The following is a 12,830-nucleotide window of genomic DNA, read 5'->3' as shown; positions in this document are numbered from 1 at the left end:
CTCTCTCCTACTTATCGTCGGGCTCGGTGACGCGCTTGGTAAACGAGAGCTTGGATTCCTTACCCGTCATGAGCTTTTTGATGTTCGCGCGATGGGCCCACACCACGGTGATGCCGATCATCGCCATGCAAAACTTGAGGCCCAGGCTGCTGTACGGAAAGACCGCGCAGGCGGCGATGGGAAGACCGATGGCCGCTGCAAGCGAGCCCACCGACACATACTTGGTGATGGCGACGGCCACGATAAACATGCCCAGTAGCGAAAGTCCGATGGGCCAGTACCAGGCCAGTATGACGCCCAGCCCCACGGCGATGCCCTTGCCGCCACGGAAGTTGAGGTAAGGCGAGAAGATGTGGCCCCACACCGCTGCCAGACAAATGACGCCGAGCATCCAGTCGCCGGCGGCACCGGGAGCCATGATGCTCGCCGGGAAGCCATAGCCCACGCTCGCGATGAGCGGACGCGCGATAAGGACGCAGATGGCGCCCTTCAAGCAGTCGAGCAGCAGCGTGAGCGCGGCGACCTTGGGGCCGGCTACGCGCAGGGCGTTGGTGGTACCGATGTTGCCGGAGCCCGCCTTGCGAATATCCGTGTGGTTGAACACGCGGCCCAGGATCAGGCCAAACGGAATCGCTCCGATAAAGAACGAGACCACGGCGCAGATGGCGGTCAGCAGAATCGGATTATGCATCCTTTTGCTCCTTCTTCCTAAAGAAGAGTCGAATGGGCGTGCCGGAAAAATCGAAGGTCGAGCGCATACGGTTCTCCACGTAGCGCTGGTAGGTGTCGTTGACCAGGTCGCTGTGGTTGACGAAGAACGTAAACGTCGGCGGGTTGACGCCCGTCTGGGTCACGTAGTGCATGCGCAGGCGGCGCTTGCCGTCCACCACGGTGTGGCCAAACTCGCGCAGGTCGGTGAGGAAGGTGTTGAGGCGCGAGGTGGTGATCTTTTGCGAGCGCGTCTTCTCGGCGGCGTCGACCATTGCCCAGATCTTCTCGACGCCACGGCCGGTCAGGGCCGAGATGCGCAGGTACTGGGCCCAGGGAGCCATGACGCCCAGACGGCGGTCGACGGTCTCCATGCAGGCCTCGCGCTTGCGGTCGTCGTCGAGCAGATCCCACTTGTTGAGCAGAACGACGATGGCGCAGCCGCGTTCGATGGCCAAGCCCATGACCTTTTGGTCCTGCTCGGTAACGCCCACGGAGGCGTCGACGACGAGCAGTGCCACGTCAGCACGGTCGATGGCGCGCAGGCCGCGGACCATGGAGTAGTACTCGATGTTCTCGTACACGGTGCTCTTCTTGCGAATACCCGCGGTGTCGACCATGCGGTAGTGCTTGCCGTTGCGCTCCACGACGGTGTCGATGGCGTCGCGCGTGGTGCCGGCAATGTTTGACACGATAGAGCGGTCGGCGCCCAGGATACGGTTGAACAGCGACGACTTACCGGCATTGGGGCGGCCGATGATGGCGACGTTCAGCGCGTCGGGGAACTCGTCGGCGACCTCGTCCTCCTCCTCGGGCAACAGGGCAACGATGTCGTCGAGCAGGTCGCCCGTGCCGTGGCCGTGCAGGGCCGAGAGCGGCGTTGGCTCGCCGATGCCGAGCGAATAAAACTCCCAGATGCTGTCGTTTTCGCGATCGGGGTTGTCAAGCTTGTTCACCAGCAGAAAGACCGGCTTGTCGCAGCGCTTGAGCATGCGGGCGACCGACTCGTCCTCCTCGGTGACGCCGGTGCGACCGTCGACCACAAACAGGATGACGGCGGCTTCCTCGGCGGCGGCGAGGGCCTGGTCACGGATGGACGTGGCAAAGACGTCATCGCTCTTGAGCGGCTCGATGCCACCCGTGTCGACGATGGTGAACTCGCGGCCGTTCCAATCGGCCGTGTGGTAGGAGCGGTCGCGCGTTACGCCGCGGGACTCATGGACGATGGCGTCCGAGGTCTGGGCCAGGCGGTTAACGAGCGTGGACTTGCCCACGTTGGGGCGCCCGACGACGGCGACGATAGGTTTCATCTGCACTCCTTTAATGGGTAGGGTCAGCGGAATTAGTAGAGCCTGCGGGCACAATGCCAAGGATATGCTCCAGGGTATCGAGCAGCTCATGCGGCATGGTCGACACCACATGAACCTCGGCGCCGCGAGCTTCAAGGCTTGCGAGTAAATCGTCACGATGATACTCGTCAAGCGTCATGCCGTCAGCGTTGAACATGAGCTTAGGCACAAAGAGCATAACCCCCGAGAGGTCCTGCGGCAGCTGCTCCAGAATGTCGCAGGCGACGATGAGGCCTGTCACGTCCACGTTGCCGCCAAAGTAACGGTTTTCGATAGCGGCGACGGTGCCGGCAAGGCCCCGTGGCGACTCCACAAAGCGCGCCACGGTGTCGCGCGCGCTGGTGCCGGAGAGGCACAGGAGGCGCTGGTTGCGCCCGGCGATGCCAGCGCGAACGCGGCGCAGACGCTCGGCATCGGCGGCAAGCACATCGTCAGTCTCGTCCAAATAGGAGCGAATCATACCGATGCCGTCGTAATACTGCGGGTAGCCGTCGTAGAAATCGGCCTGGGGTGGCTCGATGCCGGCGTCCAGATAGAACTCGTCGCTCATCTGGAAGGTGTGGCGGCCAAAGCGCTTGTAGGCACGATCCTGGAAGGGACGGATCATGGCAATGGTTTCGCGCGCGAGCTCAGGGTTGTCGCTGTATGACCAGCTAAAGCGCCTCTGGTGCTTGGTAAAACCGAGCGGCACAATGCCCAGGCTCGTGATCTGCTCGTGTTCCTCGCAAAAGCGTAGGGTCTTTTGCAGCTCCTCGCCGTCGTTCATGCCGGGACACAGCACAATCTGCGCATGAATCTCGATGCCGGCGGCCATGATGGTCTCGAGCACGTCCATGCCGCGCTGGGCGTTGCGGCCCATCATGCGGCGGCGGACGTCGGGGCTTACGGCATGGACCGACACGTTCATGGGACTCATATTGCGGTCGATGACGTTTTGCACGTCCTCGTCGGAAAGGTTGGTCAGCGTGACAAAGTTGCCCTGCAAAAAGCTCAGGCGGTAGTCGTCATCGCGAATATACAGCGTGGAGCGGCCGCCCTTGGGCAGCATGGTCATAAAGCAGAACACGCAGGCGTTTACGCAGGTGCGCATGCCGTCGAAGATGGGGCCGTCGAACTCAAGGCCCCAGTCCTCGCCGGGAAAGCGGTCGAGCTCGACGGGGGTGACGGTGCCGTCGCGCGGGTCGAGAACCTCTAGGTCGACGGTGTCCTCGTCGGCCTCCCAGAGCCACACGATCATGTCGGTGAGTCGCTCGCCGTTGACCGTGAGCACGCGCATGCCCGGCTCGATACCCACATCCCATGCGGGCGATTCGGGACGCACGTTCTTTACGAGCGCGCCCTCACCCGGCTCGGGGTCGCGGCTGCGCCCGTAATCGGCCACCTCGGCGGCGTATGCGGGTACGGTCTGGTCCATGATTAGCGACAAAGCTCCTTGATGCGCGCAACGGCGCGTTCGATGTGTTCTTGCGGAGTTGAGGCTCCGGCGGTGATGCCGATGCGGCGCGCGTTGGCAAACCATGCGGCCTCAAGCTCGGAAGCTTCCTCGATGTGATGGGTGTGCTCGCAGACATCGGCACAAATCTGCGCCAGGCGGCGCGTATTGCCCGAATTTTTGCCGCCCACGACGACCATGCAGTCGCAGCGGTTGGCAAGTGCAGCGGCCGCCTGCTGGCGTTCGCTCGTGGCAGCGCAGATGGTGTTGATCACGCGCAGCTCCTGCACGCGCGGGGTGATGGAGGCCACTACCTCGGCCAAGTTCTGCGCGGTTTGGGTGGTCTGCACAACCAGGCCCACCTTGCCCTTGAGCGGCAGCGCGTCCGCATCGGCGGCGCAACTCACGACCTGCGCGTCATCGCCGGCGTGACCCAGGATGCCCTCGACCTCGGGGTGGCCCGGCTCGCCCACGACGATCACACGGTAGCCCTCGCGCACCAGGCGCTCGGCCGCCACGTGGACCTTCTTCACATAGGGGCAGGTGGCATCGACCACGGTAAGGCCGCGTTCGCGAGCAGCCTCGATGACCTGCGGCACCACGCCGTGGGCGCGAATGACCACGGTGCCCGATGCGGCGTCGTCCAAGGTGTCTGCCAGACCAACGCCTGCCTCGGCGAGCTCGCGCACCACGATGGGGTTATGGATGAGCGGGCCCAGGGTGTGGACCTGAGCGCTCTCCCCTGCCTGCGGCGCGGCGGCCAGTGCCATGTCGAGCGCGCGCTGCACGCCGTAGCAGGTGCCGGCATGCGCTGCGATTTCGATGGTGGGGACGACCTCCTCAGCGGCGGCCGAGGCGGTATTCATGACGTGCTCGCCCATGGCTAGAACCTGCCGGGGTGCTCGGCGCACAGGTCGTCGCGCATGGCGTAGACGCGGCTCATGGCCTCGGACTCAAACCATGCCAGGCGCTCCTTGCGCTTGAGCTCGGCCGGGGCATCGGATAGCGAGATGGCCTTGCCGGCACGGATCCAGCACTTTTTTGGGCGCATGAGCTTTTTGCCCGCAGGCGTGATATCGGACCAGCCGCAGATGGCGAGCGGGTTGACGGGTGCCTTGCCCATCTGGGCAATGAGCGCAAAACCGCCATGGACCTCGGGCTTAATCTCGCGCGAGCGGATGCGCGTGCCCTCGGGGAAGATCAGGACGTCCTCGCCGCGCTGCAGCGCATGCTGGGCGGCACGCAGGCACTTCATGTCGGCGGTGCCGCGCTCGACGGGAATGCCGCCCACGCGGCTAAAGGCCCAGCGCACGATCCTGCTCTTGGCAAACTCGGACTTAAAAATGGGGCGAATGCGGCGGCCGCCAAAGAATAGCGCCGTCTCTACAGCCAGGAGCTCGGCCATCGAGGTGTGGTTGCAGATGACCACGCTGCCGCGGCCTTCCTGACGCTCAAACAGCAGGTCGGCGTCCTCGACCTTCCAGCGCCACATGAGCTTGGAGAAAGCCCAAAGGATTGCCATGACCACGGCGACGGTGCCGCGGATGAGCGCCGGGAACTCGGCGTAGGGGGCGTTGTAGTAATCCTCGGGCGTCTGCTTAAACAGGCGCATGAGCTACCTCCTTTGGTTGATGAGGTCCTCGATTATCGAGACGACCTCGTCGATGGTATGTGCGGTGGAGTCGACGTGCACGGCGTCCTCGGCGGGCACGAGCGGCGCGACCTCGCGGCTGCTGTCGAGTTTGTCGCGCTGCTTGAGGGCGTCGAGGGTCTCGTCGACCTCGGCCTCGAGCTGCTCTTTGGTGGGCGGCTGGGCATCGTTTTGGTGGCGCTGCAGCACGCGACGACGGGCGCGCTCGCGCGGATCGGCGGTCAGAAAGACCTTGACCTGCGCGTTGGGGAACACGACGGTGCCGATGTCGCGACCCTCGGCCACGATGTCGCGGTCCTCGGCGGCGCGACGCTGATGGATGAGCATGGCGGCGCGGACGCCCGGGTAGGCCGAGACCTTGGAGACGTTGGCGTCCACCTGCGGGGTGCGAATGGCAGCCGAGGCGTCCGCGCCGTCGATGGTCAGGCGCGTGTCCTCGCCGGTGCCGTTGGTAAAGCGGATCTCGATTTGCTCAGCGAGGGCATCGATGGCCGCCTCGTCGTCCAGGTCGATGCCGCGGTCGAGCGCGGCGAAGGTGACGGCGCGATACATGGCGCCCGTGTCGAGCTTGTTAAAGCCCAGCTGGCGAGCGATCTCCTTGGCGATGGTGGACTTGCCGGATCCGGCAGGGCCGTCGATGGCGACGATCATGCAATGCTTCCTTTCGGTGGTTGACGTGCTGGTATGGGACGCGGGCGCTGCGGCTTGGCGGACTGGCTAGCCCGTGTAGCGCTCTCGGTAGGTGTTGCGCTTGGGCGCGGAGCCGTGGCTGCCGTGATGGCGCGTGCGAGCCGCGGTGTTGGTCGCCGGCGCAGCGCCGCGCTTGGCGCCGGCCTGCTTGGGCGGGATGCCGCCGGCCTTGAGGATCTGTACCTCGCGGTCGGTGAGTTCGCGCCACGAGCCCTTGGCCACGTCCTTGAGCTCCAGGCCGGCAAAGTTACAGCGGTGCAGGCGGATCACCGGATGGTGGATCTTGCTCAGCATGCGCTTGACCTGGTTCTTACGCCCCTCGCGGATGATGACCTCCACGGCGGTTGTGCCGGGCTTCACACCCTGCGGAGCCACGGCCTCGGCCTCGCGCGCGGTAATGACGCGGCAGATCGCCGGCTGGCACAGGCCGTCGTCGAGCTCGATGCCGCGGCGCAGCGGTTCCAAGTCGCGATCGGTCAGGTGGCCGTCCACGAGCGCCTGGTAGGTCTTGTAGACGTGCTTGCTGGGGTGCAGCAGGTCCTGCGACAGGTCGCCGTCGGTGGTAAAGAGCAAAAGGCCCGTGGTGTCGCGGTCCAGGCGACCCACCGGGAAGAGGCCCGGAAAGCGGTCGCGCGGGACCAGGTCGGCCACGCAGGGGCGCTTCTGTGGATCGCTCATGGTGGTGAGATAGCCGGTTGGCTTGTAGAGCATCAGGTACACGGCGCCCTGGTTGAGCTTGACGGGCATGCCGTCAAGCTCGATATGGTCGCGGTCCACATCGACCTTGGTGCCCAGTTCGGTCGCGACCTGGCCGTTGACGGTCACGCGGCCGGCGGTCATCAGGTCCTCCGAGCCGCGGCGGCTCGCCACGCCCGCGCGCGCCAAAAAGCGCTGCAGGCGCATGGTGTGCGGGTAGACGGGCTGGGCGTCGGTCGCGGGTGCGCCCGTGGCGCCGGCTGCGCGCGTCTCCCCTGCTTCGCTAGTCCTCGTCATGCGTATCCTCCGCAGCGTCGTCGGTGGCAAGTGTTTCCTCGCCGCAGGCTGCCTCGACATCCTCAACATCGGTATCCAGCAGCTCGCGCTCTTCGTCTAGGTCCTCGACCTGCTCCTCGAGCGTAGACTGAATGCTGCGGCCGCTCAGGCGCTCGCGGATAAATTGACGCGACTGCTCGTCGGGGGCAAACTGCTCCAGATCGGGCAGGTCGCGGGTGGAGCGCAGACCGAACTTCTCCAAAAAGGCGTTGGTCGTGCCGTAAATGATGGCCTGACCGCGCTGGGGGTCGCGACCGAGCTCGCGCACCAGACCCTTGTCAACGAGCGACGCGATGACGCCGTCGGAGTTGACGCCGCGGATGCCCTTGACCACCTCGCGCGTGACGGGCTGGTGGTAGGCGATGACGGCCAGGGTCTCGAGCGCCGCCTGCGACAGCTTTTGCGTATCCCAGCTCAGCACATAAGCTTCGACCACGTCGTGGTAGGCGGGGTGCGTAAACAGGCGCCAGCCGCCGGCGACCTCACGCAGCTGAAAGCCGCGGTTGGCCTCCTCGTACTCAACTTTGAGCTCGGCCAAAAGCGACGCGCACTCGCCCGGGGCGATATCCAGCGCATCTGCCAGCGCGGGCGCGCTCACCGGATCGCTCGAAACCAGCAGGAGCGCCTCCAAGGCGCCTTTGAGGCTGTTTGCCTCTAGCGTGGAAAGGGTTGACATGGTTGCCGCTCCTATTCGGTGAGCTCGGGGCCCTCGCCGGGCACGTAGGCCTCGGCGCCCTCGACGCGGTTGATACGGATGGTTCCAAAGATCTCGTCCTGGCTCAGGGTGAGCGAGCCTCGCTTGGCGAGTTCGAGCATGGCCAGGAAGGTGACGACGAGCTGCTCGGTGGTGGCGTCGCCGTCCAACAGCTCGCGGAAGGTGCAAGTTTGGTGCGCCATGGTGAAGCGGTCGACCGAGGCCACCGTCAAGTCGAGCGGCACGCGATGCGGCGCCACGTGCTCGGCCTCCAGCAGGAAGGTCTGGCGCTTGCCGTCCAGGTCGGCGCAGATGACGGCGAGGCCGCGCAGCGTGATGCCGGCCAGGTAGTCGGGCATAAGGCCCAAAAACTCGGGGTCGGGGCCGGCCACACGCGGATGCATGCGGCTTTCGGCCTGCATGCGCGCGCCAAGAGCCGCCGCCGCACCCTTAAACTGCTTGTAGGCGATCAGGCGCTGGATCAGGACCTCGCGCAGGGCGTCGCCGTCGAGTGCGCTGAGCTCTTCGAAGTCTTCGTCAATCTCGTCATCGTCGTCGGCTTTGTGCGGAGCCTCCTGGGGCACCAGCGAGGCGGCCTTGATGTCCAAAAGGGTTGCCGCGACCAGTAAAAAGTCACTCGCCACGTCCAGGTCCAGCGCCTCAATACGCTCGACCTCGGCAAGGTACTGCTCGGCCACCTCGCTGATAGAGATGGCGCCGATATCAACTTTTTGGCGGGTTACCAGCTGCAGCAGCAGGTCGAACGGTCCGCTGTAGACCTGCGTCGACACGCGATACGACATCTTCGACCTCCTTTGACGGCGCCTTCGCGGCGCGGTTTGGGTGCATGTTGCGACCGTTTTGCACGGTCGACCTGTAAGTTTACCCTAGATACCGGCGATTGCGAAGTTAAGCAGCTGCCCAGCGAGCGGATACACGGTAACGTCGAAATACCGGCCGATTACATCGATGCCGGTCCACATGGGCAGCAGATACAGCACGATGATAAGAATCGGCATGGCGTATTGCTGAAGTTGGTAGTAGTTGGCGAGTGCCTTGCCTTTGAGAAACGGCACGATGATAGACGAGCCGTCAAGCGGCGGAATCGGGATGAGGTTAAAGAACGCAAGCGACAGGTTGACCACGATAAAGGTGGCGCCGAAGTTCATGATTTGGGACGCTACGGCAAAGGACATGCTGGTGTAGAGGTTGCCATATGCTGCGTGCATGAGGGCGGCCACAAGGCACGCCAGTGCGATGTTCGATGCGGGACCGGCCGCGCTCACCAAGACCTCGTCGCGCTTGGGGTGCTTGAGGTTGTTGAGGTAGACGGGAACGGGCTTGGCGAAGGCGAACACCGGGCCACCGGCGGCGAGCATGAGCAGCGGCAGGATGATAGTGCCAAACGGGTCGATATGGTTGAGCGGGTTGAGCGAGACGCGGCCGCGCGAACGGGCCGTTTTGTCGCCGAGTGCCCAGGCCGCGGCGGCGTGTGCGCTCTCGTGGATCACGATGCCCACGATGACGGCGACGGCGCTCGCGAGCAGGTTCATGAGGTAGCTACTGGACATGGCGCTCCCCTAGCGGACGCGGCGCGAGGCGCGCGTGAGCAGGTAGTCGGCCACAAACAGGATGACGGCCACGATGGCGTAATCCAGGCGGAACACACCGCCAAAGGGCGATGTGATGACGCCATAGCCCGCGATAGCGCTCGGCAGCGCGCGCGAAAGCTCGACGACAAAGCCCACAATCTGCAGCTTGGCGGTAAGGCCGCTAAAGCACAGCAGCACAGTCATCGCGCTCATAAAGATGCCGCAGATGCGGCACGCGATGGCGATGATGCTCATCGCCACGGCAGCGGCCTTACGAGAGTTCACGCGCGGTCTCCTCTTCGATTTGGGTGGAAAGCTCGAGCCATTCGTCCTCGAGCTTGGGCAGCTCTTGCTTAAGCCCGTTATATTCCCCCAGCGCGGCGTTGAACTTATCCTGATCGGCATAAAGCTCTTCGCTCGCCATCAATTCCATAAGCTCGTCATAGCGGGCGCGCTTCTTGTCCAGCTCTGCCTCGATCTTCTTGAGCTGGTTGCGCACACCCTTGAGCTTTTTGTTGAGCGCGGCGCGGGCCTGGGCCTCGGCGCGCTTTTGCTCCTTGGTCTTTTTGCCCTCGGCCGGCTTAGGCGCCGCAGCGGGGGTATCGGCCTGGGCGGCGCTGGCTTTGGTGGGCTTGGTCGCGGAAGGCGTGCTCTCCCCTGCCGCCTCGGCGGCGCGGGCCGCGAGGTCCTCGCGCTTGTAGAGGTAGTAGTCGTAGTCGCCGTCATAGACCGTGACCTTGCCATCGCGGATGTCGATGACGCGGTTGGCTACGGCTCGCACCAAGTGCTCGTCGTGGCTGATCAGCACGATGGTGCCGGGGAAGTTTTGCAGGGCGTTCTCGAGCATGTCTACCGAGTCGATGTCCAAGTGGTTGGTGGGCTCGTCCAGGCACAGAAGTGCCTCGGGGGCCACGAGCATCTTAGCCAGGGCCAGACGCGCCTTTTCGCCGCCGGAAAGAACGCGGACCTGCTTTTCGATGGAATCGTTGTCACTAAACAGGAAGGCGCCCAGCAGGCTGCGCTGCTGCGGCACGGTCCACTTGGGCGTAACGGTGTCGATTTCTTGCAGGACGGTGTTGGACTCGGTCATGCCTTCGAGCGCGTGCTGGGCGTAATAGGCCACGCCCACGTTGGTACCCAGGTCGCGCGTGCCGGTAGTGGGCGGCTCCAGGCCGGCGATGATCTTCATGAGGGTGGACTTGCCGGCGCCGTTGGGGCCGACGAGCGCCACATGCTCGCCGCGATAGAGTTTGAGATCGATATCGCTATAGATGTGCTTGTTGCCGTAGGACTTGGACACGCCCTCCAGGCCCACGACCATGTCGCCGGAGCGCGGCGGGTCGGGGAACTTAAAGTCGATGTGCTTGTGGCCTTCGGGCAGGATGACGAGCTCCTTTTTGATCTGCTCGATCTTGCGGATGCGCTCCTGCGCCTGGGCGGCCTTGGTGGGCTTGTAGCGGAACTTGTCGACGAAAACCTGCATGTGGGCGATGTCGCGCTCCTGGGCGGCACGCTTGGCGCGCATCTGCTCCAGGTTGTCCTCGCGCTGCTTGAGGTAGCTGCTGTAATTGCCGGTGTAGGTGGTCACGCGGCGGTTCTCGAGCGCGGCGACGTGGTCGACGCAGGCGTCCATAAAGGCGCGGTCGTGGCTGACGATGAGCACGGCGCCGTCGTAGTTGGCGATAAAGCCGCGCAACCACTGGACGCTTTCGAGGTCCAGGTGGTTGGTGGGCTCGTCCAGAAGCAGCAGGTCGGGATGACGCAGGAAGAGCTTGGCCAGCGCGATGCGCATCTGCCAGCCGCCCGAGAACTCGGAACACGGGCGGTCAAAGTCGGTGACCTTAAAGCCCAGACCGGACAGGATCTTACGGGCATTGCTTTCGAGCTCGTAGCCGCCCAGATGCTCAAAGCGGTCCTGGACCTGGCCGTACTCGTTAAGGAGCGCGTCGATGTCCTTGCCCTGCTCAGAGAGCTCGGTGATCTGGGCCTGCAGCTCGTTGGCGCGCTCGCCCATGCGGCGGATTTCCTTGGCGGCGGCCATGACCTCGGCGAGGATGGTCGTGTCCTTGTGCTCCAGGTTGGTTTCCTGCTCGAGGTAGCCCACCTGACAGTCCTTGGAGTACTGGACCTGGCCGGCGTCGGGGCTGTCGATACCCATGATGATTTTGAGCATGGTGGTTTTGCCGGCGCCGTTGGGTCCCACGAGCGCAAAGCGTTCGCCGGGGTTGATCTGAAAGGACGCGCCGCTAAAGAGGACGCGCGCGCCGAAGCTTTTTTCGATCTTGTCGACCTGGAGGATCATGGTGCCGCCTTTGACCTTGTGTGCCTATATGAAAAAAGGCCCCAACTTGCGTTGGAGCCTCATTCAATGCTCGGGTGGAGACGAGGGGGATCGAACCCCTGACCTCTTGACTGCCAGTCAAGCGCTCTCCCAGCTGAGCTACGCCCCCGTGCGAAGAAGTACTATACGGGAACTCCCCCGCCGATGCAAGGACAATCTCGGAAAAACTTTCGGCGGCGGGGCCGGGGATGCGGGACGGGCTCGGGAGCGAGGGGCCCGCGATGCCCGATCCGGCCCGCGGGGGCGCGCCCCGCGGGCGGCGGCGTTGCCGCCGCCCCCCTCTCCGGCGCCCTTGGGACATCTCGAGTCCCGCCGACCGCCGTTTTTTCGCTTCCGCGGCGCGGGCCGCCGTCCGCCCAACGGCCATCCGGCCGGCACCAGGCCCATTATCGGGACCAATCGCGCTCCCGCCCACCCGGCGATCTCAAAACCATGCCGGTTTACGGGGCCAGGCCGGGAACCCTCGGGCATGCCGCAATCGGTAAAATCAAAACCGCAGGTAGACGACTTGCGAATTTCGTGAGATGCAGGGTATGGACGGCCGGTCCGGGTCCAGCCCCGTAATCCGGCATGGTTTTGAAATGGCACCAGTTCGCCGATGGTTAGCTCTATTTGCAGTCTTGGGATAATGGCTTGAACAATTCCCATCCAGTGATATTTCTTGTGATGCATCTTGATTGTCAGGGAATACCGGGTGTTAAAAACATGGCTTGATCGTGCGTTGTGCGACATGCTTGTGCATGGTAGTATTTCAAATCGTGATTTAACCCGATGGGAAATGAATTTCCATTGTTGAAATTATTATCACAGTACATAAGGGCTCTTGGCGCAACGGTTAGCGCAGGGGACTCATAATCCCTGGGTTCTGGGTTCGAATCCCGGAGGGCCCACCAGAGTATTTCGAGGCCGGGCAACACGCCTGGCCTTTTTACATTGCGTTGACGCCTTATTTTGGCCTGCAATGGCGTAGGGCGTTAATTTCATTCATATTTGCAATTTAGGATGGATTTACTTCAACAGCCACTAAGTAAAGATAAACTGCAGGACGATTGATATGAAAAAGGCCCCAACTTGCGTTGGAGCCTCATTCAATGCTCGGGTGGAGACGAGGGGGATCGAACCCCTGACCTCTTGACTGCCAGTCAAGCGCTCTCCCAGCTGAGCTACGCCCCCGTGTGAAGAAGTACTATACGGGAACTCCCCCGCCGATGCAAGGACAATCTCGGAAAATGTTGATGTTCACTAAGAAGTGGTCCGAGTGATCACTGGGAAATGAGCACCGTGAGCACGAAAAATTGAGCAGTTTAAGCAAGAGGGCCGCGCCCCGGGGACCGGGGGCGC

General features: G+C 63.5%; 12 protein-coding genes and 3 tRNA genes. 1 reads left to right on the top strand and 14 read right to left on the bottom strand.

Features of this window, described 5'->3' with window-relative positions; genetic code table 11:
* Positions 1 to 7 precede the first annotated feature (7 nt).
* The 13 genes from plsY to ACTQ1E_RS04145 all read right to left on the bottom strand — a co-directional run bounded on the left by plsY (position 8) and on the right by ACTQ1E_RS04145 (position 11,598).
* Positions 8 to 691 (bottom strand): glycerol-3-phosphate 1-O-acyltransferase PlsY, encoded by a 684-nt coding sequence (gene plsY, locus ACTQ1E_RS04205; protein WP_441564930.1) that lies wholly within the window; start codon positions 689 to 691, stop codon positions 8 to 10.
* Positions 684 to 2,018, bottom strand: coding sequence for a ribosome biogenesis GTPase Der (gene der, locus ACTQ1E_RS04200; protein ID WP_154516463.1), 1,335 nt, complete (start codon positions 2,016 to 2,018; stop codon positions 684 to 686). The genes plsY and der overlap by 8 nt, the downstream gene beginning before the upstream one ends.
* 10 nt (positions 2,019 to 2,028) lie before the next feature.
* Positions 2,029 to 3,471 (bottom strand): DUF512 domain-containing protein, encoded by a 1,443-nt coding sequence (locus tag ACTQ1E_RS04195; protein ID WP_441564928.1) that lies wholly within the window; start codon positions 3,469 to 3,471, stop codon positions 2,029 to 2,031.
* Positions 3,472 to 3,473: 2 nt separating this feature from the next.
* The gene (locus ACTQ1E_RS04190; protein ID WP_441564926.1) at positions 3,474 to 4,370 is read right to left on the bottom strand and encodes a 4-hydroxy-3-methylbut-2-enyl diphosphate reductase; all 897 of its coding nucleotides are present in this window, start codon (positions 4,368 to 4,370) and stop codon (positions 3,474 to 3,476) included.
* Positions 4,371 to 4,372: 2 nt separating this feature from the next.
* Entirely contained in the window at positions 4,373 to 5,101 is a 729-nt protein-coding gene (locus ACTQ1E_RS04185; RefSeq protein WP_441564924.1) for a lysophospholipid acyltransferase family protein, read from the bottom strand.
* Positions 5,102 to 5,104: 3 nt separating this feature from the next.
* Positions 5,105 to 5,791, bottom strand: a complete 687-nt coding sequence (gene cmk, locus ACTQ1E_RS04180) for a (d)CMP kinase (RefSeq protein WP_441564922.1) — start codon at positions 5,789 to 5,791, stop codon at positions 5,105 to 5,107.
* Between the two features lie 66 nt (positions 5,792 to 5,857).
* Complete coding sequence (locus tag ACTQ1E_RS04175; protein ID WP_441564920.1) at positions 5,858 to 6,823, bottom strand: pseudouridine synthase; 966 nt, start codon at positions 6,821 to 6,823, stop codon at positions 5,858 to 5,860.
* Entirely contained in the window at positions 6,810 to 7,538 is a 729-nt protein-coding gene (scpB, locus tag ACTQ1E_RS04170) for an SMC-Scp complex subunit ScpB (RefSeq protein ID WP_441564918.1), read from the bottom strand. Before scpB ends, ACTQ1E_RS04175 begins: the two co-directional genes overlap by 14 nt.
* Before the next feature lie 11 nt (positions 7,539 to 7,549).
* Positions 7,550 to 8,359, bottom strand: coding sequence for a segregation and condensation protein A (locus tag ACTQ1E_RS04165; RefSeq protein WP_441564916.1), 810 nt, complete (start codon positions 8,357 to 8,359; stop codon positions 7,550 to 7,552).
* Positions 8,360 to 8,443: 84 nt separating this feature from the next.
* A complete protein-coding gene (locus ACTQ1E_RS04160) occupies positions 8,444 to 9,127 on the bottom strand; it encodes a site-2 protease family protein (RefSeq protein WP_441564914.1) in 684 nt (227 codons plus the stop codon).
* Between the two features lie 9 nt (positions 9,128 to 9,136).
* Positions 9,137 to 9,433 carry a hypothetical protein gene (locus ACTQ1E_RS04155; protein ID WP_164473297.1) on the bottom strand — a complete coding sequence of 99 codons (297 nt, stop codon included), beginning with the start codon at positions 9,431 to 9,433 and terminating at the stop codon, positions 9,137 to 9,139.
* A complete protein-coding gene (locus tag ACTQ1E_RS04150; RefSeq protein ID WP_441564912.1) occupies positions 9,420 to 11,450 on the bottom strand; it encodes an ABC-F family ATP-binding cassette domain-containing protein in 2,031 nt (676 codons plus the stop codon). Before ACTQ1E_RS04150 ends, ACTQ1E_RS04155 begins: the two co-directional genes overlap by 14 nt.
* Before the next feature lie 75 nt (positions 11,451 to 11,525).
* Positions 11,526 to 11,598, bottom strand: a tRNA-Ala gene (locus ACTQ1E_RS04145).
* Between the two features lie 708 nt (positions 11,599 to 12,306).
* On the opposite strand from ACTQ1E_RS04145, the gene ACTQ1E_RS04140 reads away from it, so the two are divergent.
* Positions 12,307 to 12,382 (top strand) — tRNA-Ile (locus ACTQ1E_RS04140).
* A gap of 207 nt (positions 12,383 to 12,589) precedes the next feature.
* Here ACTQ1E_RS04140 and ACTQ1E_RS04135 read toward each other — a convergent pair.
* Positions 12,590 to 12,662, bottom strand: a tRNA-Ala gene (locus ACTQ1E_RS04135).
* Positions 12,663 to 12,830 lie beyond the last annotated feature (168 nt).

The organism is Collinsella sp. LCP21S3_C7 (assembly GCF_052118485.1).
Classification (GTDB): domain Bacteria; phylum Actinomycetota; class Coriobacteriia; order Coriobacteriales; family Coriobacteriaceae; genus Collinsella.
The sequence above is the reverse complement of the archived record's forward strand: the minus strand, read 5'-3'. Positions and strand labels throughout refer to the sequence as shown.

Coding starts and splice junctions, on each gene's coding strand:
- plsY (WP_441564930.1), bottom strand. CDS start 691: ATGCATAATCCGATTCTGCTGACCGCCATCTGCGCCGTGGTCTCGTTC.
- der (WP_154516463.1), bottom strand. CDS start 2,018: ATGAAACCTATCGTCGCCGTCGTCGGGCGCCCCAACGTGGGCAAGTCC.
- ACTQ1E_RS04195 (WP_441564928.1), bottom strand. CDS start 3,471: ATGGACCAGACCGTACCCGCATACGCCGCCGAGGTGGCCGATTACGGG.
- ACTQ1E_RS04190 (WP_441564926.1), bottom strand. CDS start 4,370: ATGGGCGAGCACGTCATGAATACCGCCTCGGCCGCCGCTGAGGAGGTC.
- ACTQ1E_RS04185 (WP_441564924.1), bottom strand. CDS start 5,101: ATGCGCCTGTTTAAGCAGACGCCCGAGGATTACTACAACGCCCCCTAC.
- cmk (WP_441564922.1), bottom strand. CDS start 5,791: ATGATCGTCGCCATCGACGGCCCTGCCGGATCCGGCAAGTCCACCATC.
- ACTQ1E_RS04175 (WP_441564920.1), bottom strand. CDS start 6,823: ATGACGAGGACTAGCGAAGCAGGGGAGACGCGCGCAGCCGGCGCCACG.
- scpB (WP_441564918.1), bottom strand. CDS start 7,538: ATGTCAACCCTTTCCACGCTAGAGGCAAACAGCCTCAAAGGCGCCTTG.
- ACTQ1E_RS04165 (WP_441564916.1), bottom strand. CDS start 8,359: ATGTCGTATCGCGTGTCGACGCAGGTCTACAGCGGACCGTTCGACCTG.
- ACTQ1E_RS04160 (WP_441564914.1), bottom strand. CDS start 9,127: ATGTCCAGTAGCTACCTCATGAACCTGCTCGCGAGCGCCGTCGCCGTC.
- ACTQ1E_RS04150 (WP_441564912.1), bottom strand. CDS start 11,450: ATGATCCTCCAGGTCGACAAGATCGAAAAAAGCTTCGGCGCGCGCGTC.